We start from the raw sequence: 20,575 nt of genomic DNA on the forward strand, positions 1-20,575 counted from the left end.
TATCACTGAGCCTATTCACCGCAACAGGTGTTGTGCCATCGCTGGATCGGGTGAGTTCAGGTTCTGCCCGCGGGACCGACGGGGCTGTGGTTGAGGGCTCGTGTCAGTTCCCGGTTGGCGGCGCGCGCGGCTTCGAGTTCCTCGGTCCGTTCGTCGAGTTCGCGCTGTTTGTCGGCGAGGTGCTGCTCGAGCATGGCGATGCGTTGCTGCAGCTGATCGACGTCGACCGGCGCTCCGAGGCCGGACTCAGCCCAGACACGTTCCCCAAGGTTCTCGGACAGTCGTTTTTCCAGCTGCCGGACACGCGCCGTCAGGCGCGTGTTGCGCGCCAGGGCGTTGGAGAGATCGGCTTGCAGTGACGCCCGGCTGACTGTGGCGATCCGTCCTCCTTCTGCAGGAGCGGCTGCGGCTGCGTGGACGCGCTCTAGCAGGTCACGGTGTCGATAGAGGAAGGTTCGATCCACTCGTGCCGCGCGTGCGAGAGCCGAGACGGTGATGTCGACGTCGCTTCGCAGCATCACGTCGAGGGCGTGGAGGACGCGCTCACGACGGCGGGACGAGTCCGCCCGGCGCCCATCGATCATGCTGGTCATGCTGTCCTGCCAGGGCGGTAGTCGGGCATGGGCGGTGCGATGCGAGGCATTCCGAGGGAGACGATTTGCCGTCGGCTGCGGCGGAGCAGAGCGGTGGCTTCCTCGATTTGTGCGCGGTCTTCATCGGTGAGGGCGTCGAGGTCTTCCTGAACGCGTCGGATGAGGCGGCGGATCCGGGTGATCTCCTCGTCGGACGGTGTGGCCTCGGCTCTTGCCCAGTCGTCGACGGTCGTGAACGCGACCAGGCGTTCTCGGTTGCGCAGGAGATCGGCGAGATATGCCTCCAGATCGGGGAGGTAGGAGGCATCGGTGCGGAAGTGATCACAGCCGACGCAGCGGAAGCGGGCCGGGCAGGCGTGCCCGCCGGCCGCGACGTTCGAGGGTTCGACGCAGACCCCGTAGGGGGCCTGGACCTCGCCGACGGCTCGGCGGGCGTACTCGTCGTCCAGTAGCTCCTTGGCCTTCCGCCAGATGCGGTTGCCATGCCTGTCGAACTGCATCGCCGAGACCCGCTCGACGGCTTCACGCTTGCGTTGCTCGCTGACCCGGTAGTAACGCTGAGTAGTGCTGAGTTGGCGATGGTCCATAAGGGCTTGGAGGGCATCAGGCCGGACGTCCGCATCGGCGTGTCGCTGGGCGTAGGTATGGCGGTAGGCATAGAGGAAGATCTTGGACTTGTCGAACGGCAACATCTTGGTGACGCGCTCGCCGTTCTCCTCGACCACGATGGGGACGATCAGGTCGGGCAGGGAGCCCACCCAGTTCCGGTGGACGGTGGTGACCCAGCCGGCGCTGATCGGCTTTGAACCGTCGGGGTTGGTCATCCGTGACGGGAACAGGCTGAGGTCCTTCACCGGGGTGTTGGGGAACCTGGCCCGGGTGCGGGCCTGCTGGCCGGTGATCAGCAAGGCCGTGGCCTTGCTGATCGGCAGCCGCCTGCCGAGCCTGAACGCCTTGTGGTTGTCATAGACCAGGACGGGGTTGTCGTTGTTGTCCTGCTCAAGACAGTCGTAGGCCAGACGGCAGGCTTCGTTGGGGCGGCGCCCGGTGTCCATGACCAGCTCGGTGATGGTGCGGGCTTCCGGTGTGTCTCCGGCGCCGAGCACGTCGAGGTGCTCGCAGAGCTGGCGCATCACCTCGGTTGGCAGGTCTTTGCCTGCTTCTTCGTCCTCTGGGTCATCGGGGAGGTCCTCCATGCGGATGGCGAAGTCGTCGGCGAGCCCACGGAGGGGCCGCTCCGGCCGGGTCAGGCCCAGGGAACGCATGTTGTTCAGGAGGCGGCGCATGTTTCGGATGATCTTGCCCCGGCGCTTGGGGCTGATCTTGCCCTGTTCCTGCAGGAACAGCAGCCGGGTCAGCAGGGTGACGATGTCGTCGCGACCCACGAGACTCACGTTCATGCCGTGGTCGGACCGGTTGATCCGCAGACTCTCTGACATGTAGACGATCGAGTTGATCCGGTCCTGAACGGCACTGCAGGTGCTGTAGCCGCCCCGGCGTCGCGGGATGTCCTCGGCAGCCCAGTCTTGGAGTGCCTGGCGAAGCCAGGGCTGATGGACCTTGTCGAAGCGGATGCGTCCCCCGGGTAGGCCAAAGGCCACTGCCTTCCAGATGTCCTTGTGCCGCTCGGTCTCGGGTGAGAGCCATAGGAGTTCGGCGTGCTTGAGGAGGTTCCTCGCCCACCGGGCAGAACTGGGGGGCAGGGTGGCCTGGTCCAGTTCGGCGAGAGAGCCGACCTGCCGGGCGCGAGCGATGTCGCAGAGTGGCTTCATGAGGTAGTCCCGCTGCCGGGTGCCGGCCTTGTAGCACTGCTGCATGCCGTAGAGGACCTCGGCGACGACGTGGTCGTGCAGCCCACGCAGGCTCACCATTCCCGACTGAGAGATCGCCGCAGTGGTCAGCCGCCACGTCTCCTCGTCGACGGCGCTTCCCTTCCGAAGCTCGTCGAGGCGACGCTGCTGGTGTGCCTTGCAGTAGGCGTGAGCGGTGCCATGCCGATTCCTGGGGCATGAGGCCGCCAGGCAGGGGCCGAACGACGGCAGCGGCTGGACGTCAGGGTGTCGCAGGAACTCCTCCAGCGGGAGGCGGAACATCTTCTGCTGCTGGTAGGCGTGGGTGTTGCACAAAGCCGTCCGGTAAGTCTTCCGATCCCGGCCGCATCCCTCGACCTGGCAGGGTGTGGCCCCGATGGATCGCCATGTCTTCACGTCAGCAAGGAACTCTTCGAGTGTCTGGTCTTTCAGGGACATCCGGCGGGCGCAACTGGGGCAGAGCCCTTGGGCGGTCTTGCTGGTGACGAGCTGATTGCAGCGAATGACGAGGCACCGCTGTCCGCCGAGCAGGGGGTGATCGACGGGGAAGGTGAGCACGCGGACGGAGTCGTCCCACTGCATGAGCTGGAGGAAGCCGGGTTCAACAGCGGCTGTCAGCTCTTTGGTCAGGTCTTCTTCCGGCGGGTTCGTCTCGGCCGGGAGCAGCAGGGCGGTCATCGTGGTTCCTGTCCGGTCGAGTTGAGGAGGCGTGGCGAGGGGACCCGATCGACGGCTTCCCGCAGTCGTGTCGCCTGCGGATGCAGATAGGGCTGGGGCGAGGACGGATGCTTCTGACCGAGCAAGGCCTGGACCTCGTCGAGCTTGCCGCCGGCGTCGACGACGTTGCTGGCCATCGCGTGCCGGCACATCCGCGGGGTGACCACGCGGTCGAGGCTGGCCCTGCGGGAGAGGGCCTCGCAGAGTTCGCCGATCGCGTCCGTGGTGATCGGCGCCCCGTAGGGCGGACGGAAGAGGTTGACGAGCAAGAAGTCGCTGCCGCCGTCACCGAGAATCGCGTGCCGTTCGAGCGCGTACTGGTCGCAGGCCTGCACCACCAGGAAGTCGACCGGCATGACCCACGACTTCTTCGACTTCGACCAGGCGTTGTTCTCGTTCTGCCGCCGGATGACATGCAGGTGAGGTCCTTCGACGTCGCAGCCCAGAGCTCGGCAGTCCGTCATCAGGTGTGGGTCGCTCCGGCGCAGCCCCGCGGCCTGCCCCGGCCGGAGGCCGACGCGGGAGAGCAGCAGCAGGGTCAGCCGGTCCCTGGCCGACCGGCAGGCGAGGAACATCGCGACGACCTCCTCGTCGCTGGCCCGGTCGACGTCGGTTTCTGGCTCCTGGAGCCGGTGCCGGGCCCGCAGCCGGACCTGCATCCCTCCGCTCTCGCCCTGGGCCTCCATCGGCAGATCCCGCGTGTCACCCAGCTCGTAGATCTGGCCGAGGACCCAGGGCGGCGCCTCCTTGTTGTTGACCGTGTGGATCAGGAACATCCGGATCGCAGTCAGCACCTTGTTGATCCGGCCGTCTTCGCGTACCGGCTTCGAGCCGGGGCCGGGCACCACGACCCGGTGCTGGCCGCCGCGTCCTGGCGTCCATCTCAGCCAGAGCATGAGAAGTCCCATGTCCTGAGCGGCAGTTCGCCAGTCGCGGCCTGTGCTGGTGCACCACAGAAGGAACAGGACGAGAGCGTGGGCGTACGCCTTCGTCGTTGACTCCGCTCGGCCTTGCGCCAGACGTAGCTCCCGAAGGAAGCGGTCGGCGGGCTCGAAGACCCTCAGCTCGTCGTCCACCACAGTCCAGTACTGGATGCCGGACGGCAGCTGTACGCGGAAAGCGCGCACGGTACCCCTCCACTAGTAGATCGCAACGATCCACCGCAGAGCTGCACCCCCTGAGAATCGCCGCGGCCTGTCCAACGAAGGGGGGCAGTACGACGTCACACCATGCCCAGTGCACCCCCAGAGAACAACGAGATGGAGAAGGTGAAACTGCCCTGGAAGAAGACGTCGACCATCACCTTGACGACCGACGCTGAGAAGAGGATCGGCACTACGGTTTCCGTCGTCCCCGGCTCTGTTCTCGGCTCCGACGGCACGCTGCACGCAGCGGCCTGCGTCATCACCGTCGATGGGAAGAAGGTCGCGGACAACCAGGGTGGCAAGTCCGACAAGATGTGCCAGTACAAGCTGAAGTGACTATCCGCGGGCATCGCTCCACAAGGCGGGGCGGCAGCACGGCGAACGCGAAGTCCGTAAAGCCCATTCGTTTGAGAAAACCGTGGGCCAGCGGTCTTGAGCGACATGGCAACCCGCAGGTCAGCAGCTCACTCTCCCACTCTCTGCCAGATGCACGGCGACAGGAGAGCTGATCTGGTCCGATTCCTGTTCTCGGGACCAGGCGCTGCCAGTGCTGGACCTGCTACTGGACTCGGTGGCCGGTCTCGAGGGCGAAGTGCAGGGCCGCGTGCTCGTAGGCGCCGTTCACGGGCAGGACGATGCCGGCGCTCGCGAGGGTGGGGTCGTGAACGGGCCGAGGTGCACCTGGAAGTCGAGGTGCACCTGGAAGTTGAGCACGCGCAGGGCCGCGGCGGTGCGGTCGGATCCGGGCTGCGAGATCACCGGGTGGGAACCGGAGCCGATCAGCGCCCGGAAGGGGTAGGGAGGCTCGCCGCGGCCGCGTTGCAGAGGTCGCCGGCGATGACGTCGCCGGAGGCGAGCGGCTGACCGCGACCTGGGCGGCCAGGCTCTTCCATTCGTCGCCGGTCCGGTCGTACGCCCCGTTCCTCCGGGTAATTGACCCAACTTTCCGGTGCTGAAATGGCCTGGCCAGTGGGGCACTTCGGGCCGTAGAGTCATGATCATGACTGAGGAAACCACCCCCGCCACCACTCTCCCTGCGGTGCTGACCCGCCACGCGGACGCTGAGACCTGCGCCGACCCGAGCAGTGTGATGACCCTGCTGGCCGACTCGGACGCCACCGGCGCCGGCGGCTTCACCAGCTACCGATCCACCTTCAGCACGGGGGCCGTGGGGGCGCCGGCCCACTTCCACACCAGGGCCACGGAGCTGTTCTTCGTGATCAGCGGGTCCCTGCAGGTGCTGGTGGGAGAGGAGGTCACCGTCCTGAACACGGGCGACTTCCTGGCGGTGCCGCCGCACACCCCGCATGCCTTCGCGGCGGCGCCCGGCGCCGAGGCCGACGTCCTGTTCGTATTCACCCCGGGCATGGGCCGGTTCGACTATCTGCGCCTGCTCGGCCGGGTCATGCGCGGTGAGGCCGACCCGAAGGAGATCGCCGAATCCACGGAACGCTTCGACAACCACTACGTCGACAGCCCGGTATGGCGTGCCGCTCTGGAGCGCTCGGCGTGATCGACTCCACGAGCCACATCCGCGTGGCCCGCCCCTCGCGGGACCTCGCCGCCGCGGAACGCTTCTACACGGACGGCCTCGGACTCGAAGTCCTGTGGCGCACCACCGAGCACACGCCGGGCGAGCACGACCTTCTCATGGTCGGGCTGCCCGGTGGGTCCTGGCATTTCGAGCTGACGCACGACCCCGAGCGTCCGCTGGAGCCCACCCCGACCGTGGACGATCTGTTCGTGGTCTACCTGGGGACCGCGGTGGACGAGGCCCTGATCGCCCGGCTGGTCGCTGCCGGCGGAGCCCGGGTCCCCGCGCACAACCCGTACTGGGACGAGCACGGTGTGACGGTCAGCGACCCGGACGGCTACCGCCTCGTCCTGTGCACCCGCACCTGGGGCTAGTTCACCTGAGACGTGCGGCATCCCCCCACGGGCCCTGAACCCCCTCCGGGCGGCAACAGCACGTTCGTCGCCACCGGCCCAGATCAACTGAGACCGGGTGGCAATCCATGCGCCGCAGACCAGATCAATCCAGATTTCCCAATGCCCGGCATCTCGGTTGATCTGGTCGTGGCCGGTCACAGCCAGAGGCTCGGACCGGATCAATTGCGACGGGGCACCATATGTGACGGGACACCATAAGAGTGACGGTGCCGCCCTGCTGGCCATCTGAAGCAGGGACGGGCCGTAGCTCTGAGACTGATCAGCTTGGCCAGTGAGCAGCTTGGCCACGGCGTGAGACAGCCTCAAAGCCAGCAGGTCATGGTCACGTGCTCGGGCATGAGCGGCGAGACCCTACAGGTGTGAGACGGGGCGCGGTGGCATCGTCCAGTGCGACCGTGAGCTGGAGAATCCGGCGCGCTGGCTGCGGGCCCCGTGCGCCCGAGCGGATCTGAAGTACGGGCGGCTCGCTGCGCGCCTCGAGGCGCTGCCCCGGAGTCCCGGTGCAGCGCCTCGACGTGATCCGGCCGCCTAGGGCGAGCGGGCGCCGAGGCTCATGACGGTCCGGGCCTACGCTGCGGAGCTCACCTTCGGTGGTTCGCCCGCAGCACCCATCTGTCAGCCGTCAGCCGTCTCTGTCAGCCGGCAGCTGTCAACGCAGGGCGACCACCGCGCCCGTTCGTTCGGTGGCGATCTTGACGGCGAAGCCCGCCAGCGCGGTGCCCATCGCATAGCGGTGCAGGCGCTGCCAGAGCGGATGCCGGGCGAAGAACCCGGCGACGGAGCCGGCCGTCACGATGAAGAACGCGTTGCCCGCGACCCCCACCGCGATCTGGGTCAGCCCCAACAGCAGCCCCTGCAGGCCGACATGGCCGCGCGCCGGGTCGACGAACTGCGGCAGCAGCGAGATGTAGAGGATGGCCACCTTGGGATTGAGCAGGCAGGTGAGGAAGCCCATCAGGAAGAGCTTGCGGGTCCCATCCTGTGGCAACTCCTGTGTCGCGACAGCGGATCGGCTGCCCGACCGGACGGCCTTCCAGGCCAGCCAGAGCAGGTAGCCCGCTCCGGCCAGCTTGATCGCCACGTAGATCTCCGGCACCAGCGCGAAGACGGTGGCGATACCGGCGGACACCGCGAAGAGGTAGACCAGGAAGCCGAGAAAGACCCCGGCCAGCGAGATCAGCCCCGCCCGGCGGCCCTGGGCGATCGAGCGGGAGACCAGGTAGATCATGTTCGGCCCCGGCGTCAGCACCATGCCGAACTCCACCACCGCGATCCCCGCTATTGCTCCCAGCCCGATCACAGCACAACCTCCGTACACACGTTCGTCTCAGCGCAACCTAGCAGCCCACGGCCATGTGCGGCTCAGCGTGCCGAGCCGAGCAGCTGTCACCTCGCCACGCTCACTCCTTCCGCCGCTCAATGAGGAGGCCGTGGAGAAGGGACGGACCGCCGTGGCTTGTGCCGGATGACCTGCGGGGCCAGGGTGAGCCGTTGCTCCCGGTGCGGCAGCAGCGGCTTCGCAAGCTCGGCCGGCACGAGGCCGGGGTGTGGGACCGGGACGACATCCACGACACCCATGACATCCGCGACATCCACGAGGCGTGCCTCAAATTGGCCTGCTGCGTGATGGTCTACCAAGAGACGACCTGCCCCTGGTAATCAAGGAAGTGGAGGCCAGGCTTCCCCCGGTGTCGCTCGACCGTCTCCGCCACACCGGGAACGCTCTCCTCGACACTGAGATCGGCGTCGGGTCCGCCGAGTTCGGTGCGGACCCAGCCCGGATCCATGAGCAGCAGCGTTCGCGTGTCCGTGGCGTGGCGGGCGGCGTAGCTGCGCATCAACTGGTTCAGCGCGGACTTGCTGGCCCGGTACAGATCCTGCCCGCCTTCAGTGTTCAGAGCGATACTTCCCTGACTGGAGGACATCACGCCGATGGTCCCGGTCGGCGCGACCAGCGGGCCGAGGGACTCCACGACACGCATCGGGCTGAGTGCGTTGGTGATCATGACTTCGCTGAACATGCCTGTCGGAACTTCACCGATCGGGATATCGCCGCGTGTGATGGCGGCGTTGACGAAGAGCAGGTCGAGAGTGTGCCGCGCCAGGCGGTCGCGCAGTGCCGAGATCTGCTCCGGCTCGGTCATCTCCAGCCGCTCGATGGTCAGCCGCCCTCCGGATGCTTCGGCCAGGTCGTGGAGGCCGGTGCGCCGGCTGCCGCGGACCGTGCCGATGACGTGCCAGTCGCGACGGAGGTACTCGGCGGCGAGCCCGAGGCCCAGAGCACGCGATGCCCCGATGATGACGGCGCTCTTGCGGGTGTCGTTCATGTGATTCCTCGTGATTCCTCTCACGGTCAGGGCGTCAGAACTGTCGCGAAGCGTCGTTGCGCGACTGTCGTCGAGCGGCGATCGTTCGCTGGTGGAAGGTCGCTTCGGAAGCAAACGCGGCAGCGGGGGGCGTGGTCGGGGGGCCTTGGCATCGCCCCACGTGAGCCGGTCACAACCTCTCCGCACTCACGGGCGGTGTCGCAGAGCGTGATGGGGCCGTGGTGTCGCACAGGACGACCCCGATGTCCGCACCGCAGGACGGGGCGCTTTCCGACCTGGGGGCAGAGGAGTTGGCTTTCGATGTCGATGTCGATGTCGATGTCGATGTCGAGCGTCGGAGTGAGGGGGCGGGCACGCTGCAAGTCTCCGAGTGGCTCAGCCGGGCGTCCAATACCCTTCGGACCGCATTGATACCGTTAAGGCATGGATCTGGATCTGGATCTGCGAAAGCTCCGCTATTTCGTCGCGGTGGCCGAGCATCGGCACTTCGGCCGGGCGGCACAGGCACTGTTCATCGCGCAGCCTGTCCTCAGTCGGCAGATCCGGGCGTTCGAGCAGGAGCTGGGATGTCCTCTGTTCACGCGGTCCACACGCAGCGTTGAGCTGACCCCCGCGGGCATGCAGCTGTATGACGAGGCGTCAAGAATCACCACGACGGTGGACATGGCGCTGCGACGCGTGCACGAGGCCCATCGGGGCGAGGAGCGGCTCGTCGTCGGCTTCTCGCCCGGCCTGCACGTGTCGGACGCGATCAGGGCGTTCACGGCGAGCCATCCCAAGGTCGAGATCGACGTCCTTCCGCTGCGCTGGTGGGAACGGGACGCTCCGCTCCGCGATGGCCGCGCCCACGTGGGGTATCTCCGACACCCCTTCGACGACTCGGGGCTACGCACCGTCCCCATCGGTCACGAGACCAAGGTCGCGTGCCTGCCCGTGACGCATCCGCTGGCCAACCGCCACACCCTCATGTCGGCCGATCTCGACGGCGAACCGATCCTCGACGGCAGGACGCGGCGGACCTCCTCGCTCGAGGAGAAGTTCGAGCTCATCGCCTCCGGCCAGGGCATCGCGCTCGTCCCCGTCAGCATCGCGGGCTCGTACTCCCGCCCTGACCTCGTCTACCTGCCAGTCACCGACGCCCTGCCCGTCGAAACCTGCCTGGTGGTACCGGAGAGCAGCTGCCCCGGATCCGTACGGGACTTCCTGGACATCGCCACCGCGACGCTGCGCCGACGCTCCGGCGTTTCGGAGGAACAGGAGAAGGCCCGTACCGACTTCGCCGCCCTCCCGGACCCCGGCGTTCGCCGTCCACGGCCGCCGCACCTCGCGGCGCCCGACGCCCGGCCTTGATCGTTCCCACTGTTATCCGCCGTACCGATGTCTCGGCTCCCACCGCAGCAAGGGCGACAAGGGCCTGGCAGGGTGGGTGCCGCCGGACAAGGACGGCGAAGGATGCCTCCGCGTCGTAGGCCATCGGTGTGACAGCATCATCCGTTGCTGCGGCCGGTGTTTGTGCCAGGCGACGGAGGGCAGGCGATCTTTCGTCAGGGGAAACACACCGACGCAAGGAGGAGTGCCACCATGACCGCCACCCACAAGATGACCGCGAAGGCTGAGCAGCTCATAGGTGCTGCCAAGGAAGCCGCGGGCCGTGTCATGGGCAACGAGCGGATGACCGGCAACGGTCACTCCCGGCACGCCAAGGGCGATCTGCGCCAGGCTGCGCAGAAGGCCAAGGACGCGTTCCGCAGATAGACAGTGGTGCCGGGGAAGCCGCCAGGGCTGTTCCCCTTCCGCACAGTTGGCACGGCGGTGGCCCGGAGAAGTTCTCCGGGCCACCGCCCTGTTGATGTTGTACGGCGTGCGGGGGACTGGCCGGACGAGGGTGACGGGGATGTCAGCGCCTGCGTACTACCGGCGTACTACCGGCGTACTACCGCGATGATGATGCCGAGCACGGTGAGGGGAACGCCGATGCCAGCGGTGTCGGCGGCGACAGGGGTGGCCCGTGAGGGATGCTGCCACGCGACATACACGACCGTGCCGCCGAGGAGGAACACATTCACCGCATAGCGGCACAAACAGGATTCCCACTCCACGGAGACAAGGTCCGATCTCCCGACGAGCTCAGTCACCTCCGCGCGGTCAGCGGGTAAGAGCCACGCTGGGGGTGAGAGCCACGCTGGACTCAGCCCCAGGTCTGGCCGGCCGGTTCCTTGATGGTGCGGTTGATCCGGTTGAAGAAGTTGGTCAGCGCGATCTCCAGGTTGATCGCGCCGATCTGCTCCTCGGTGAAGTGGGCGTTGACCTCTTCCCAGACCTCGTCGGTGACTCCCTCCGCACCATCCTGCAGCCGGGTGGCGGCCTCGGCCAGCGCCAGTGCCGCGCGCTCCGCATCGGTGTAGAACGGCGCCTCACGCCACGCCGCGACGTTGTGCAGCCGCTCGTCGGTGTCACCGGCCTTCTTCCCTGCGGCGACACTGCCGTGGACGCATGCCGAGCAGCTGTTGATCTGGCTGGCGCGCAGGTGGACCAGCGCGAGCAGCTTCGGGTCGACGCCCCCGGCGGCGATCGCCTTCTGGAGGTGCTGGATCGCGGTCCACACATCGGGGTTGTTCGTGTTCTTGTTCTTGAGCCGGTTCTGCATGTGAGAGTGCTCTCCATGATCGGGGTTACGTTCCGGGGCTTGTGCCCGTCACCCCTATGACGGAGCGGCTTTCAGGAAGGTAACAACATGCCCGGCACCCATCCCACGGATCCGATCACCGATGCCTTCGAGGCCCACCGCGACCGGCTCCGAGCCGTCGCCTACCGTGTGCTCGGATCACACGCCGATGCGGAAGACGTGGTCCAAGAGGCGTGGCTGCGTCTCTCCCGCCAAGACACCGACACCATCAACAACCTCGGCGGCTGGCTGACCACCGTGGTCGGCCGCATCAGCCTCGATGTCCTGCGGTCGGGCCGGGCCCGCCCGGAAGTCTCCATCGACGACCAGCTACCCGAATTCACCGTGACGCTCGACGAAGCTCCCGCTCCGGAAGACCTCGTGGCACTCGGGGACTCCGTCGGCCTCGCGCTTCTCACGGTCCTCGACTCGCTGCGCCCGGACGAACGACTGGCATTCGTGCTGCACGACGTGTTCGCCGTGCCCCATGGGGAGATAGGCGCGATTCTCGGCAAATCCACCGACGCGACCAAAATGCTCACCAGCCGCGCCCGCAGGAAGGTACAAGCCGCCCAGCGGCCGGCAAGCGCCGGACGGCAACAACGCGAGGTGGTCCGAGCCTTCCTGGCCGCGGCCCGCGACGGTCAGTTCGAGCAGCTGCTGCTGGCTCTCCACCCCGAAGTGAAGTTCACCGTCCACACCCCGAACGGCCGGTTCGTCACGCTCGGAGCCACCGAAGTCGCCACCCGCGCGCGACTGGCCGGCAGCGCAGCACGAGGACATGCGGCGACCGTCAACGGTCGCCCCGGCGTCGTCTCCTGGAGCGAAGACGGCACCCCGCTCTCCCTCCTCGTCTTCACCGTCACCGACGGCCGCATCACCGAGATCACCGCCGTGATCGATCCGGCCGAACTCGCGCTCATGGATCTGCCGGACCCGGTGTAGGGAAAGGACGTCTGGTTACGCGGCTGCATCCGCAGGCCGATGGGACATCCGATGGGACATCCGCCTGGGCGAACGCCGCGTACCCGTGTGCGGCGCGCCACCGCTTCGCGTGGAACTTGTCAGTTCCCTTGGACGGCGAAAAGCAAAGGCAAGGAGAACTCTCTCCTTGCCACTCTCAACTTATAGCGCAGAGGGGGGCTTGCGGCAAGGCCCGGGTGGTGGCGCAAAATCATCGGCCGAGGCCACAACCTGCGGAAATGAGGGCACGACGTGCGTGTGTTGTTGTCGGCGTATGGGGGACGCGGTGATGTCGAACCCGTGGTGGGACCGGCAGTGCGGTCGCGAGCGCTCGGGGCGGTGGTGCGGGGGTGCGCGCCGTCCGACTGGGCAGAGCGGCCGGCCGACTCGTCAGAGGGAAGACACCCAGAGGGAAGACACCCAGAGCGGAGACACCCCGAGCGGAGGCATCCAGAGCGGAGGACGTGCCCGGCAGGAGGGTCGACTGATCTGGAGGCGCCGGTGATTCGATCGGCCGGTGCAGTGCGACGGAACGCGACTGGCTCGGAGGTATCGCGATGATCGAGCAGTACGTGTGGGATCTTCAAGCGGCTGACGAGACGCAGGTCGCGCTCGTCGGCGGCAAGGGCGCGCACCTAGGCGGGCTGTCGCGGATCGAAGGCATCCGCGTGCCGGGTGGCTTCTGCGTGACGACGGACGCCTTCCGGCGGATCATGGCGGAGGCGCCGTCGGTCGAAGATCGGATCGATCAGTTGTCGCGCGTGGACCCGGACGACCGGGAGGCGATCCGCACGCTCAGCGCGCAGATTCGCCAGGTCATCGAAGGGATCGCCATCCCGGACGATCTCGCGGCGGCGATCACCCGCGCGCTCGCCCAGCTCGGTGAGCAGGCCGCCTACGCCGTCCGATCCAGCGCGACGGCAGAGGACCTGCCGACGGCCTCCTTCGCGGGCCAGCAGGACACGTACCTGAACATCGTGGGGCCGACGGCGATCCTCCAGCACATCAGCCGCTGCTGGGCCTCGCTGTTCACCGAGCGGGCCGTGACCTACCGCCAGCGGAACGGCATCGACCACCGTACGGTCCACATGGCCGTGGTCGTGCAGCAGATGGTCTTCCCGGATGCGGCCGGCATCCTGTTCACCGCCGACCCCGTCACGGGCAACCGGAAGGTCGCCACCGTGGACGCCGGCTTCGGCCTCGGCGAGGCGCTGGTCTCCGGCCTGGTGAACCCGGACGTCTTCAAGGTGCGGGACGGCGAAGTCGTCGCCAAGGCGATCGCCGCCAAACAGCGTGCCGTTCACGCCCTGCCGGCCGGCGGGACGCAGGAAGCGGCGATCGACTCGCAGCGGCAGGAGCAGCCGGCGCTGACGGATGCGCAGGTCGTGCGGCTCGTGCGGCTCGGGCGGCGGATCGAAGCGCACTTCGGCCGCCCGCAGGACATCGAATGGTGCCTGGTCGACGACGCCTTCCAGATCGTGCAGAGCCGGCCGATCACGACGCTGTTCCCCATCCCCGAGACCGACGACCAGGAGAACCACGTCTACGTGTCCGTCGGTCATGGGCAGATGATGACCGACCCCATGAAGCCCCTGGGGTTCTCCATGTGGCAGCTGACGGCCATGGTGTCGATGCACGAGGCCGGCGGGAGGCTGTTCGTCGACGTCACCCGGCGCCTGGCCTCGCCCGGCAGCCGCGCCGGCCTCCTGGAGGCCATGGGGAAGGGCGATCCGCTGATCAGGCACGCTCTGGAGACCGTCCTCGACCGCGACGGTTTCGTCCCGACGCTCCCGGACGCGGGCCCCGCCGGGCCGCCGGCCGGCGGTGCACCCGCCCGGATCGACACCGATCCGGCCGTCGTCAGCGACCTCATCGAGCGCAGCCGGGCGTCCATCGCCGCCCTGCAGCGCGACATCCGGACGAAGACCGGACCGGCACTCTTCGACTTCCTGCTGGAGGCCTTCGAGGAGCACAAGCGAGTGCTCAGTGACCCGCTGAGCATCCAGGCGATCATGGCGGGGATGGAGGCCACGTGGTGGCTCAACGACAAGCTGCTGGAGTGGCTCGGCGAGAAGAACGTGGCTGACACGCTGACGCTGTCCGCCCCCGACAACATCACGTCGGAGATGGGACTGGCACTGCTCGACGTCGCGGACGTGATCCGCCCGCAGCCGGAGGTGGTGGCGTTCCTGCAGGACGTCGACGGCGATGACTTCCTGGACGAGCTGGCGAAGCTCGCGGGCGGCACCGAAGCGCGCGAAGCCATCGAGGCCTACCTCGACCGGTACGGCATGCGCTGCGTCGGCGAGATCGACATCACGAGGCCACGTTGGCGCGAGCGCCCCAGCACGCTGGTGCCTGTGATCCTCGACAACGTCAGGAACTTCGAGCCGGGCGCCGCCGAGCGGCGCTTCGAGCAAGGGCGGCGGAAGGCGCGGGAGAAGGAACAGAACGTCCTGTCACGCTTGCGGGCCCTGCCGGACGGGGACCGGAAAGCCGACGAGGTCAAGGGGATGATCGACCGGGTCAGAACCTTCATCGGGTACCGGGAGTACCCCAAGTACGGCATCATCAGCCGCTACTTCGTCTACAAGCAGGCCCTGCTGGCGGAGGCCGAGCGCCTGGTGCAGGCCGACATGCTTCCTGAGAAGGAGGACATCTTCTACCTCACCTTCCAGGAACTCCACGACGTCGTGCGCTCGCACCAGGTGGACGACCAGCTCATCCAGCAGCGCAAGGAGGCGTTCCGGGCGTACCACGCGCTCACGCCACCCCGGGTGCTCACCTCGGACGGGGAAGCCCTCACCGGGGCGTACCGGCGTGACGATGTGCCGGCCGGCGCCCTGATCGGCGTACCGGTTTCCGCCGGGACCATCGAGGGGCGGGCCCGCGTCATCCTCGACATGGCGAAGGCCGATCTCGAAGCGGGCGACATCCTGGTCACGGCCTTCACGGACCCCAACTGGTCGCCGCTGTTCGTCGGGATCGCGGGCCTGGTGACGGAGGTGGGCGGCCTGATGACCCATGGCGCAGTGATCGCCCGGGAGTACGGCTTGCCGGCCGTTGTGGGCGTGGAGCAGGCCACCCGGCTGATCCGGGACGGGCAGCGGATCCGCGTGCACGGAACCGACGGGTACGTCGAGATCCTTCCCTGACCGACCACACCGGGAAGCCCCATCCGGAGCTTCCGACCGAACAGCGCCACGCTGTTGATGACCACCCCACGAGCGCCGCCGCAACGCGCACACGCGGAGACGCGGAGACGCGGAGACGCGGGCACGCGCACACAGGGCACAGGACCAGCAGCGGCATCAACAGGCCCGCACGTACCCAGGAAGGAAGCCGCCTCGGTCAAGGCCTCTGCCCGGCAGCATTGTTGTATGTCCACCTCAAGCAGGCGGCAGGTAGGGCAGCCGGGGGGCTCGGGGCAGCACGGTGGCGGGGTCGGTGGTGACGGTGGACACCGACCCATCCCGACTCCATCCCGGCGCCGGACTGGTTCGGCTGGTGGAACGACCTGGTTGACCACGAGGTCATGCCCGTGACGATCCGCAGCCCGCACGCACCCCGCTTCGCTGGCCGGGCGGAAGCCGTGGGGCCCTGCCGGACGACGCAGATCCGGCTGCCTCGTACGGTTCTACCGCTGGCGGGGGGCGGCCGGGCGGACCGACTGCTGGCCCAGCCGCTGCCCACTCGGTCCGGGTCCGCGGCTCCGCTCGGCCCGTACCTGACGGGACTGGTTTGGGGCGCCCGGGGCTGCGGCCCGGCGGACCCGGCCCGGCTCGGCGCCGTCGGGGTGGACCTGGCCGCCTCCTTACCGGCCTGTCGTCGCGGTCGTCCCCGGGCGCCACCCGCAATGCACCCGGCCGTAGGCCGACCTCCCGCCACCCCGGCCGGCGGTAGAAGCCCTCAGTCTCTAGAAGCCCTCAGTCCCATACCCGCCCGCGCCGCGAGGCGGAGCTGCTCGGATCCGCCGGATCCGCGCTGAGTTCCACTGCCGCGGGAGTTGTTTTGCATACGACATTCGTTTTCATGTAGCTTCGGTTGCCCGACACCCGTCTTTCCGATCCGTCTCCCGGAGGTTTCGACCGTGGCCGTACCCAAGCGCAAGATGTCCCGTAGTAACACCCGCCACCGCCGCGCGCAGTGGAAGGCGAGCACTCCGGAGCTCGCCCCGATCCACGTCGACGGCGTCGAGTACCAGGTGCCCCGGCGCCTCGCGCGCGCCTACGAACGCGGGTTGCTGCCGCTTCCCGGCAAGAGCTGACGACCGTCCGTCGCCACCGCACCCACACCCGTACCCCGCTCCGTACGAGAACCGAGAAAGCCGTCCCGTGCCAGCCCCCGCCGCGCCGTCCCACCGCCGTCTGCCCGTCACCGTGTTGTCCGGATTCCTCGGCGCGGGCAAGACCACGCTGCTCAATCACCTCCTGAACAACCGCGCGGGGCTGCGCGTGGCGGTGATCGTCAACGACATGAGCGAGGTGAACATCGATGCGGAGCTGGTGCGGGACGGGGGAGCGGCGCTGTCCCGTACCGAGGAGCGGCTGGTGGAGATGACCAACGGCTGCATCTGCTGCACGCTGCGGGACGACCTGCTGGAGGAGGTGGAGCGGCTCGCCCGTGCGGGCCGGTTCGACTACCTGCTCATCGAATCCAGCGGGATTTCCGAGCCTATGCCGGTGGCCGCCACGTTCTCCTTCGCGCGCGACGACGGCGCGGTGCTCGCGGACGTCGCGGCGCTGGACACCATGGTCACCGTTGTCGACGCCGCCAACTTCCTGCCCGAGTTGGCGCGCGGAGACGAACTGACGGAGCGGGGACTCGACCAGTACGAGGACGACGAACGCACCGTCAGCGATCTGCTGATGGACCAGGTCGAGTTCGCCGACGTCATCGTGCTCAACAAGCTCGACCTGGTCACCGACGCGGAAGCCGACCGGTTGCGAGCCGCTCTGGCCCGGCTGAACCCATCAGCCCAGATCGTGCCCGTCAGCCACGGGCGGATCGACCCGGTCCGCGTTCTCGGCACCGGGCGTTTCGACGTGGAGAAGGCTCAGCAGACCCCGGGCTGGGTCGCCGAACTGAACGGTGACCACGTCCCGGAGACCGAGGAGTACGGAATCTCCAGCCTCGTCTTCCGCGCCGGCCGCCCCTTCCACCCCGAGCGGTTGTGGCGCTTCGTCGCCGAGGACCTGGACGGCGGAGCGTACGGCGACATCCTGCGTTCCAAAGGTTTCTTCCGGCTTGCCACCCGTCCCGCCGTCACCGGGCTGTGGTCCCAGGCCGGCGTCGTCGCACGCTTCGAGCCGGCCGGTGTCCGCAGCGGGGAGCAGCAGGCGCAGGAGCTGGTATTCATCGGCACAGGACTGGGCAAGGAGGCCCTGGCCGAACGGCTCACCGCCTGCCTCCTCAGAGACGGCGAGTCCGTGACCGGGCTGTGCGACCCGTTCCCGTCCTGGGAGACGTACGGCATCGACGACTCCTGTGAGCACGAGCACGAGCACGAGCACGAGCACGAGCACGAGCACGAGCACGAGCACGAGTCGGGACATGTTCATGCGTCGGGACATGCCCGCGCGTCGGGACATGCCCACGCGGGCTGAAGCGAACGCGATCGCCGGACCCCTGGACCACGTCGGATCGGGTGTGCCCCGGCGGCTCGTTCGGTGTCAGGCCATCCAGAAGAAGACCGCGGTCATCCGCTTGTCCTCCAGGGTGCTGCCCCAGTAGCCGGTGGCGCTGTGCATCAGGTTGGCGGTGTAGAGGAGCAGCCGGTTGTAGCGGTGCGGCACGCGCACGTCCTCGGTGAAGGAGTCGGGCGGGACGAAGCGCGTGCCGAGCGCGTCGACGAGGTTGTTGTGCGGCGCCGAAACCGTGTTCCCGCCGAGCCTGCCGCCCGGCAGGCTCTGGCGGTAGAAGCTGGTTCCGCAGCCCTTCGGCACGTTCGGGTTGAGGTAGAGCACGGCGGCGTAACGGCACAGCGAGCGGGAGTCGGTGTGCGGGCGCGGCCCGCACTCGTCCTTGCCCACGACCTGGATGCAGTTGTGGTTGAGGGTGCCGCCGCCCGGGGCCGTTTCCTGCCAGAGGCGCCGCGCTCCGGTGTTCTTCTTCACCAGCCTTTCGACGCGGGCCAGTTCCTCCGGTTCGAGTCCCGGCATCGTGCGCAGTCCGGGCCAGCTCTCGGGCTTGTGGGGGTAGCCCTCAGCCCAATCGTCCCTGCTGAGGGTGCGGGCCCGCACGGCGTCGATGTCGGGCAGTACGTCGTCCAGTACCCAGTAGTCACGGCCAAGTGTGGGTTTGCGGTAGGGGAGGACGGGAAGCACCGAGGGCCTCGGGGGGTGTGGGGGCATGCGGCCGACCATATGGCCGGAAAGCGTCAGGGCTCTGCCGAGGACTGGTCAATCTTCCGCCAACTACGGTTAACAAAGCGCATGTTCCCAGGGGCGGGCCGACCGGCGGGGGACCTGGTGAGGAACGTGTGGAGCACCCGGAGGGTCTGAAGCAGAACCAGCGGGCGTCGGCCGTGCGGCCCCACGCACCGGTACGCGTGGCCGACTGCGCCGGATTTTCGACCGTCGAGGTCTTGGTCTCTCCAGCTACTTCATGCCGTGCTCCATTGCCGATCCGATCTGCGCGATTCGTTAAAGCAATGGGAGGGCCTGGCCGGGGCAGGACCTGCGGCTCCTACGCCCCAGCGGCGCGCGGCTCGGTCCGGGGCCGCGCGAGGACCTGCTCCGCGATCCAGGACGTTGCGAACCGCGTCCATGCGGCTGCCTCACCCGCGCCTTCGGCGAGACCGAGGCTGTGTGGCCCGTGGGCGAAGACGTGCACGGTGTGAGGAACGTTGTGTGCTGCGAGGGCTGCGGCAAGGCGGTAGGTGTGCTCCGGCGGGACGTAGATGTCCTCGGCGGTATGCCACAGGAAGAAGGGCGGCGAGCCCGCGGTCACCAGGGCATCGAGTGAGGTCGCGCGTCGCAGGTCGGGCGAGGCGTCCTCACCGAGCAGGATCATTCGTGCGGGCCGGTACGTCTCGGTCTGCATCGACGTGATCGCGTAGCCGAGGACGGCGAACTGGACCGACTCACGGGGATCGTCGCTCGGGGCGAGAGCAGCCAGCCCCGCGAGATGCCCGCCGGCGGAGAAGCCGACGACTCCGATGCGCTCGGCCCCCAGTTCGCGTCGACGCCGGATCTCGGAGCGCAGCGCCAGCAGGGGTTCGGGGTGCGGGGTGCGGGACGTTCAGCGGATACCGGAAGACGTTTGCCGACAGTCCCATCCCGGTGAGCCACGCGACCACGGGTTCCGCCTCGTGCGGGGCGTGGACCGCGTAGCCGCCGCCGGGCAGCACGATCAGATGTGTCGTCATGGGGTGGCTCAGGCCGTCCGGTCCGGGTGCCGATGGTGCTGTTCCAGGCTGGTCACTCACGCTCTGCCTCCGTTCTCGCTCGCATGCGCCGCACCATGCCTCGCCCCGTACGGCGGCGGGGGCCGCATCAGGAATGTCCTGCCACCGCGCGAACAGGTGGAGCGAGGCGCAGACGGCCCAGTGCCATGAGCGTGTGCCACAGACTCAGTGACCGAAGGTAGCGGAATCTATGAGCAGCAGGGTGCTCGCCCCTCGGATGGGGCAGTCGGCCTCTGCCTCGCCGTCCAGGTGCCTGTTGGGTAGGCGCTCACGGGCTTCTGGTGCCGGCCCGGCCCAATGTCCGGGTCGTGGTCAGAGCCCCGTCGCGGCCTCGAGGAATACATCGAGGAATGCCTCGAGGAATGCCTTGAGCTCGGCGGGGATATCGGGTCCGCTGGGCTGGTAGATCAGTCAGCTCGGTCACGCCTGCTTCGGCGACCTCGGTACGACGCTGCCGAACCTCTTCGCGGGGTCCCGCGAACGTCGTGCGCGGAACCGCCTCCCAGCTCACGGGCGATGGTGAGCCTCTTGGGCGCCGTGGCCGACCCGGGGCGAGGGCGGCCAGACCGGCGGCCCCGGCCGCGTTGACCATGGGGTGGCGGAGAGTCGGTACCAGCACTCCTGGCCCGAGGCCGATGCGCTCGGTGCGCTCCGAAGGCGAGTGCCGGCAGCATCCACACATCGGGACTCTGGTGGGGGTGGGGGTGTCGTAGAGCCACGCACGCTCGTAGCCGAGCCGCTCAGCGACAGCAATGTGAGCGGGTGTGTCCAAGGAGGGGGCAAATGCACGGGAGACTTTCAGATACTCCTCTGATGATGTGCGGCCTGATCGACGACGGTGGCCGGCCGTGCGGGTGCGGGAGTCTGTGGGCGGGGCACGGACGACCTGGTCCCGAGCCGATCGGTCTGGTCCTGGCCGGCGCAGTCGAGGCGGTGCAGGCGTCCAGGCCGGGGGCGCACAGGTCGTGCGGTACGCAAGGCGCTCATACTGGCACA

Annotated in this window: 20 protein-coding genes; 10 read left to right on the forward strand and 10 right to left on the reverse strand. The window is 68.0% G+C overall.

Annotated elements, in window-relative coordinates; genetic code table 11:
* Positions 1-56: 56 nt before the first annotated feature.
* From AC5677_RS40425 to AC5677_RS40435, 3 genes are read right to left on the reverse strand one after another with little or no spacing between them, the layout of a single operon-like run.
* The gene (locus AC5677_RS40425; RefSeq protein ID WP_497192828.1) at positions 57-593 is read right to left on the reverse strand and encodes a DUF6262 family protein; all 537 of its coding nucleotides are present in this window, start codon (positions 591-593) and stop codon (positions 57-59) included.
* Positions 590-3,082, reverse strand: a complete 2,493-nt coding sequence (locus tag AC5677_RS40430) for a tyrosine-type recombinase/integrase (protein WP_497192829.1) — start codon at positions 3,080-3,082, stop codon at positions 590-592. Before AC5677_RS40430 ends, AC5677_RS40425 begins: the two co-directional genes overlap by 4 nt.
* The gene (locus tag AC5677_RS40435) at positions 3,079-4,248 is read right to left on the reverse strand and encodes a tyrosine-type recombinase/integrase (RefSeq protein ID WP_497192830.1); all 1,170 of its coding nucleotides are present in this window, start codon (positions 4,246-4,248) and stop codon (positions 3,079-3,081) included. The genes AC5677_RS40430 and AC5677_RS40435 overlap by 4 nt, the downstream gene beginning before the upstream one ends.
* Before the next feature lie 102 nt (positions 4,249-4,350).
* On the opposite strand from AC5677_RS40435, the gene AC5677_RS40440 reads away from it, so the two are divergent.
* The 3 genes from AC5677_RS40440 (at position 4,351) to AC5677_RS40450 (ending at position 6,174) form a co-directional block, all read left to right on the forward strand.
* On the forward strand, positions 4,351-4,602 hold the full coding sequence (locus tag AC5677_RS40440; RefSeq protein ID WP_497192831.1) for a hypothetical protein: 252 nt from the start codon (positions 4,351-4,353) through the stop codon (positions 4,600-4,602).
* A 664-nt stretch (positions 4,603-5,266) separates the two neighbouring features.
* Positions 5,267-5,779 carry a cupin domain-containing protein gene (locus AC5677_RS40445; protein ID WP_497192832.1) on the forward strand — a complete coding sequence of 171 codons (513 nt, stop codon included), beginning with the start codon at positions 5,267-5,269 and terminating at the stop codon, positions 5,777-5,779.
* Complete coding sequence (locus tag AC5677_RS40450) at positions 5,749-6,174, forward strand: VOC family protein (RefSeq protein WP_497192833.1); 426 nt, start codon at positions 5,749-5,751, stop codon at positions 6,172-6,174. The genes AC5677_RS40445 and AC5677_RS40450 overlap by 31 nt, the downstream gene beginning before the upstream one ends.
* A 691-nt stretch (positions 6,175-6,865) precedes the next feature.
* Here AC5677_RS40450 and AC5677_RS40455 read toward each other — a convergent pair.
* On the reverse strand, positions 6,866-7,516 hold the full coding sequence (locus tag AC5677_RS40455) for a LysE family translocator (protein WP_497192834.1): 651 nt from the start codon (positions 7,514-7,516) through the stop codon (positions 6,866-6,868).
* Positions 7,517-7,674: 158 nt separating this feature from the next.
* Here AC5677_RS40455 and AC5677_RS40460 point away from each other — a divergent pair, with 158 nt between their 5' ends.
* Positions 7,675-7,875 carry a hypothetical protein gene (locus tag AC5677_RS40460; protein ID WP_497192835.1) on the forward strand — a complete coding sequence of 67 codons (201 nt, stop codon included), beginning with the start codon at positions 7,675-7,677 and terminating at the stop codon, positions 7,873-7,875.
* On the opposite strand, the gene AC5677_RS40465 is transcribed toward AC5677_RS40460, so the two are convergent.
* On the reverse strand, positions 7,848-8,543 hold the full coding sequence (locus tag AC5677_RS40465; protein ID WP_497192836.1) for an SDR family oxidoreductase: 696 nt from the start codon (positions 8,541-8,543) through the stop codon (positions 7,848-7,850). The two genes, AC5677_RS40460 and AC5677_RS40465, sit on opposite strands and share 28 nt — an antisense overlap.
* Before the next feature lie 429 nt (positions 8,544-8,972).
* Here AC5677_RS40465 and AC5677_RS40470 point away from each other — a divergent pair, with 429 nt between their 5' ends.
* A complete protein-coding gene (locus AC5677_RS40470) occupies positions 8,973-9,893 on the forward strand; it encodes a LysR family transcriptional regulator (RefSeq protein WP_497196934.1) in 921 nt (306 codons plus the stop codon).
* A gap of 231 nt (positions 9,894-10,124) precedes the next feature.
* The gene (locus AC5677_RS40475) at positions 10,125-10,298 is read left to right on the forward strand and encodes a CsbD family protein (protein WP_497192837.1); all 174 of its coding nucleotides are present in this window, start codon (positions 10,125-10,127) and stop codon (positions 10,296-10,298) included.
* 167 nt (positions 10,299-10,465) lie between these two features.
* Here AC5677_RS40475 and AC5677_RS40480 read toward each other — a convergent pair whose 3' ends face one another.
* Positions 10,466-10,642 carry a hypothetical protein gene (locus tag AC5677_RS40480; RefSeq protein ID WP_497192838.1) on the reverse strand — a complete coding sequence of 59 codons (177 nt, stop codon included), beginning with the start codon at positions 10,640-10,642 and terminating at the stop codon, positions 10,466-10,468.
* An 89-nt stretch (positions 10,643-10,731) separates the two neighbouring features.
* Positions 10,732-11,190, reverse strand: a complete 459-nt coding sequence (locus AC5677_RS40485; protein ID WP_497192839.1) for a carboxymuconolactone decarboxylase family protein — start codon at positions 11,188-11,190, stop codon at positions 10,732-10,734.
* An 87-nt stretch (positions 11,191-11,277) separates the two neighbouring features.
* Here AC5677_RS40485 and AC5677_RS40490 point away from each other — a divergent pair, with 87 nt between their 5' ends.
* From AC5677_RS40490 to AC5677_RS40505, 4 genes are all read left to right on the forward strand, one after another.
* Positions 11,278-12,153, forward strand: coding sequence for a sigma-70 family RNA polymerase sigma factor (locus AC5677_RS40490; RefSeq protein WP_497192840.1), 876 nt, complete (start codon positions 11,278-11,280; stop codon positions 12,151-12,153).
* A gap of 575 nt (positions 12,154-12,728) precedes the next feature.
* A complete protein-coding gene (gene rph / locus AC5677_RS40495) occupies positions 12,729-15,326 on the forward strand; it encodes a rifamycin-inactivating phosphotransferase (protein WP_497192841.1) in 2,598 nt (865 codons plus the stop codon).
* A gap of 935 nt (positions 15,327-16,261) precedes the next feature.
* A complete protein-coding gene (rpmF, locus tag AC5677_RS40500; RefSeq protein WP_497192842.1) occupies positions 16,262-16,438 on the forward strand; it encodes a 50S ribosomal protein L32 in 177 nt (58 codons plus the stop codon).
* Positions 16,439-16,505: 67 nt separating this feature from the next.
* Positions 16,506-17,777 (forward strand): GTP-binding protein, encoded by a 1,272-nt coding sequence (locus AC5677_RS40505; protein ID WP_497192843.1) that lies wholly within the window; start codon positions 16,506-16,508, stop codon positions 17,775-17,777.
* A 66-nt stretch (positions 17,778-17,843) separates the two neighbouring features.
* On the opposite strand, the gene AC5677_RS40510 is transcribed toward AC5677_RS40505, so the two are convergent.
* From AC5677_RS40510 to AC5677_RS40520, 3 genes are all read right to left on the reverse strand, one after another.
* The gene (locus AC5677_RS40510; protein ID WP_497192844.1) at positions 17,844-18,524 is read right to left on the reverse strand and encodes a DUF6445 family protein; all 681 of its coding nucleotides are present in this window, start codon (positions 18,522-18,524) and stop codon (positions 17,844-17,846) included.
* Between the two features lie 334 nt (positions 18,525-18,858).
* A complete protein-coding gene (locus tag AC5677_RS40515; RefSeq protein ID WP_497196935.1) occupies positions 18,859-19,386 on the reverse strand; it encodes an alpha/beta hydrolase in 528 nt (175 codons plus the stop codon).
* 461 nt (positions 19,387-19,847) lie between these two features.
* Entirely contained in the window at positions 19,848-20,351 is a 504-nt protein-coding gene (locus AC5677_RS40520; protein WP_497192845.1) for an LLM class flavin-dependent oxidoreductase, read from the reverse strand.
* Positions 20,352-20,575 lie beyond the last annotated feature (224 nt).

It is taken from the genome of Streptomyces sp. JLSY215 (genome assembly GCF_059682825.1).